At 73.3% G+C, this 3,735-nt stretch carries 4 protein-coding genes; all 4 read right to left on the bottom strand.

Annotated elements, in window-relative coordinates:
- Nucleotides 1–36: 36 nt before the first annotated feature.
- The 4 genes from ACFWEP_RS32900 to ACFWEP_RS32885 all read right to left on the bottom strand — a co-directional run bounded on the left by ACFWEP_RS32900 (nt 37) and on the right by ACFWEP_RS32885 (nt 3,679).
- The gene (locus ACFWEP_RS32900; RefSeq protein ID WP_387375702.1) at nt 37–1,623 is read right to left on the bottom strand and encodes a DHA2 family efflux MFS transporter permease subunit; all 1,587 of its coding nucleotides are present in this window, start codon (nt 1,621–1,623) and stop codon (nt 37–39) included.
- A gap of 232 nt (nt 1,624–1,855) precedes the next feature.
- On the bottom strand, nt 1,856–2,332 hold the full coding sequence (locus tag ACFWEP_RS32895; RefSeq protein ID WP_387375700.1) for a MarR family winged helix-turn-helix transcriptional regulator: 477 nt from the start codon (nt 2,330–2,332) through the stop codon (nt 1,856–1,858).
- A gap of 69 nt (nt 2,333–2,401) precedes the next feature.
- A complete protein-coding gene (locus ACFWEP_RS32890; RefSeq protein ID WP_387375706.1) occupies nt 2,402–3,112 on the bottom strand; it encodes a TetR family transcriptional regulator in 711 nt (236 codons plus the stop codon).
- Nucleotides 3,113–3,295: 183 nt separating this feature from the next.
- Entirely contained in the window at nt 3,296–3,679 is a 384-nt protein-coding gene (locus ACFWEP_RS32885) for a thiol-disulfide oxidoreductase DCC family protein (RefSeq protein WP_387375704.1), read from the bottom strand.
- Nucleotides 3,680–3,735: the final 56 nt, after the last annotated feature.

Raw genomic sequence — 3,735 nt, 5'->3', positions numbered from 1 at the left:
GCCGTTCCCGTGCGTACGGGGCCGGGCGAGGGTCCGTCAGTGGGCGGTGGGTCCCCGGCGCAGGCCCGCGGCCGCGATGACGGCCCCCACCAGGCAGAGGACGCCGGTGACGGTGACGGCGGTGTGCACGCCGTTCATGAACGCCTGGCCGCTGCCCTCCACGACGGCCGCCCGCAGCGGGGCGGGCATCGCGGCGGAGACCGGGGCGACGCCCATGGACACCGCGTCCCCGGTCCTGGCCAGGCCGTCCGCGACCTGCGCGGGCACCCCCGCACCGGTCAGCTCGCCGACGAGCGTGGAGCCGACCCGGCCGCTGATCAACGAGACCAGCACCGAGGTGCCGAGCGCCCCGCCGATCTGCAGCGCGGTGGCCTGGAGGCCACCCGCCACTCCGCCGTCCCTGACCGGCGCCTGTCCGACGATCGCGTCCGAGGACGCGGAGAGCACGATGCCGACCCCCAGCCCGAGCGCGATGAACGGCGGCCACATCGTCGCGTACGACGAATCGGTCTCCCAGGTCAGCATGGTGAAGGTCGCGGCCGCCTGGAGCACCATGCCCAGCGGCATGGTCAGACGCGGACCGAAGCGACCGGTCAGCGCGGCTCCCAGCGGCGCGGCCACCAGCGAGGCCAGGCTCAGCGGCAGGATGCGCACTCCGGCCTCCACCGGTGAGAAGCCCCGCACGTTCTGGAGGTAGAGCATCACGAAGAAGAGCACGCCGAGCATCACGAAGAAGTTCAGCGCGGTGACGACCGCGCCGATCGTCAGGGAGCGGATGCGGAAGAGCCGCATCGGCAGCAACGGGTGCTCCTGGCGCGTCTCGTAGAAACCGAAGGCCACCAGGACCAGCAAGCCCGCGAGGATCGTGCCGAGCGTCCCGGCCGAACCCCAGCCCCAGGTCTCACCCTTGACCACACCGAAGACCACACAGATCAGACCGGCCGCCAGCAGCACCACTCCGGGCACGTCGAAGCGGTGGTGCCCCGTGGAGTCCTTGCTCTGCGGCAGCACGAACGCGCTGACCAGTACCGCGATCACGCCGATGGGCGCGTTGACCCAGAAGACCGACTCCCAGCCGACGTTCTCGACCAGCAGGCCGCCGACGATCGGGCCGAGCGCCGTGGACACGGTCGAGACCATCGCCCACAGACCGACCGCCATGCCGAATCTGCGCGGCGGGAAGACCGCGCGGAGCAGACCCAACGTGTTCGGCATCAGCAGACCGCCGAAGAAGCCCTGGAGCACGCGGAAGGCGACGACGCCCTCGATCGAGCCCGACAATCCGATGGCGACGGAGGCGAGCGTGAAGCCGACGACCCCCACCAGGTAGTAGGTGCGCCGGCCGAACCGGTCGCCGAGCTTGCCGCCCAGGATCAGCGAGGCGGCGAGGGCCAGCAGGTACGCGTTGGTCACCCACTGGAGGCCGGCCGTGGACGCGTCGAGTTCGCGACCTATCTCGGGGTTGGCGATGGCCACCACCGAGGCGTCGAGCTGGACCATGAACAGCCCGAAGGAGACGGCCACGAGCGTCAGCCAGGGGTTCGCGCGGCGTCCCGCGGAGGCGGCCGCCGGGGGTGGGGAGGAAGCGGGCTGGGGCGAGAGATCCACGGTGGTGGACGACATGGGTGTGCCTTGTCCTTCTGAGGGAGGGGTTGCCGGAAAAGCCCGAAGGCCCCCGGGTGTCCGGGGGTGTGCCACGCGGGCGGTGCGTCCTGGAACGCCGCAGGGGCCGCGGTGCCGGAAGGGCGCGCGGGTGGGCCGGGGTGCGCGCAGGATCGGAGGGAGCCCCGCAGATCTCCTGGGATCTCCGGGTGTCCCCTGGCGGCCCTGGTGTCCCGGGTCTCCGGGGAGGGAGTTACTCGGCCGCGGGCGCCGGGTGCAGCGCGTCCGTCAGCGCGTTCAGCGCGCCGAGCGCGGACCCCAGCGCGTCCTGCTCACCATCGGTGAGGGACTCCAGCGCGCGGGCGAGGTGGACGCCCTGGAGGCGCCGGACCTCGGCCAGTTCGCGCCTGGCCCGGGAGGTCGGGTACAGATGCGCGACGCGCTTGTCCGCGGGGTCGGGGCGGCGCTCCAGCAGCCCTGCCACGGTGAGCCGGGAGACGAGGGCGCTCACGTTGTTCGGCCGCATCAGCAGCGCGTCGGCCGCCTCGCGGACGGTGGAGCCCTCGTGACTCGACACGAAACGCAGCAGCGCGAGCTGCCCCTCCGGCGGCTTGGGGCCCGGGAAGTCCTGGGCGATCCGACGGTCCAGTGCCCGGTTCAGCGCGGGCAGGACGGACGCGAGCGCGGAGGCTCGGGAGTCGTCCTGCGCGGACGCGCGAGTGGCGGGCATGGTCCGGATTTTAGGTCTGAGGACATAGGTATGTCAAAGGACGGGAAGGGTGCGCCGCCGGGAGGGGCGTCACTTCCTCTTGTTCGCCACCGCTGCCGATGCCATCCCCGGCAGGAAGTCCGTGAACAGCTCGTGCACCTCGCGCACCAGCGGCCGCAGCACCCGGAAACGGGCGAGCGCGACGCCCCGCGTGGTGAGCCGGGCACCCCGGACGGCGAGCCGCCGGGTGCGTTCGCGGTCCGGGGTGCGGTCGAACACCCAGTAGAGGACCAGGCCCATCTGGGAGAGCCACATCAGCTCCGGCAGGGCGTCCGCCAGCTCCTCGGGGACCTTCGCCTTCGAGCCCGCCAGCACCTCGCGGTGCAGGGCGATGGCGGCCTGGCGGGCGGGTTCCGACTCCGCGGAGAAGGGGCTGAGCGGGCTGTCCGGGTCGGCCGCGTTCTTGAAGAACTGCGCCGCGAACTCGTGGTACGGCGTGGCCACGTCCAGCCAGGCGGTCAGTACGCCCGCGAGGCGGGCTTCCAGATCGGTCTCGCGGTCCAGGACGATCCGGGCGGCGGCCCGGTGGTCCGCGCCGATGCGGTCGTAGAAGCCCTGGACGAGGTGCTCCTTGCCGGCGAAGTAGTAGTACGCGTTGCCGACCGAGACGCCCGCCTCCTGGGCGATGGCCCGCATGGTGGTCTTGTCGTAACCGCGTTCCTGGAAGAGCCGCAGAGCCGTCTCCAGGATGACCGTGCGGGTCTGCTCGCTCTTGGCGGAGCTCCGGCCGGCGGCCTTCACGTCGGTGGTGGCGCCGGCCTCGGCCGCCGCTGGGGCGGGGGAGTGGACCGCGGGCGCCTCGGTGTCCCGGGGCGCCGAGGCCCGCGCCGTCCGTGCGTCCGCCGCCTCCTCGTGCGGGTGCCGTCCGTCCGTCGCGCCGTTCTCGGCCCTGGTGTCCTGCTCGTCCTTCGCCACGGCCCCAGGCTATCCGTCGGTCCCCGGCGCGGGGACCGCGCAGGTGCCGTCCGGGCCGCAGGGCGCGGCCGTCACCGACCGGTACTTCGCGGCGGCCAGCGCCGTCGCGCGGGCGAAGGGGCGGCCCGCCGGGGTGGTGAGCCAGTGCGCCTTCGACCGGTGGTCGGCGAGAGCCCAGAGGCAGACGATCCAGGCCGCAGGCCCCCGGTAGACCTGTCCCTGGTCGCCGACGACGGTGATCTCCTCCAGCGTCGTCGCGGGGTCCAGCGCCGGGAACCGCCGGCGGGCCTCCTCCGAGGCGGCGGGCACCAGGTCCAGCGGGACGAGCTGGCGCTGCCTGCGCAGCCAGTGGCGCACGTGGACGCAGAGCGGGCAGTGGGGGTCGTACAGCACGGTGAGCCGGTGGACCGGGACGGCGGTCCGCCGGGCCGGGGTGCCCGCCCCCGTGG

The sequence above is a fragment of the Streptomyces sp. NPDC060198 genome (genome assembly GCF_042728415.1).
Lineage (GTDB): Bacteria > Actinomycetota > Actinomycetes > Streptomycetales > Streptomycetaceae > Streptomyces.
The sequence above is the reverse complement of the archived record's forward strand: the minus strand, read 5'-3'. Positions and strand labels throughout refer to the sequence as shown.

Excerpts from the sequence above, each read along its gene's own strand:
- ACFWEP_RS32900 (WP_387375702.1), bottom strand. The coding sequence starts at position 1,623 with ATGTCGTCCACCACCGTGGATCTCTCGCCCCAGCCCGCTTCCTCCCCA.
- ACFWEP_RS32895 (WP_387375700.1), bottom strand. The coding sequence starts at position 2,332 with ATGCCCGCCACTCGCGCGTCCGCGCAGGACGACTCCCGAGCCTCCGCG.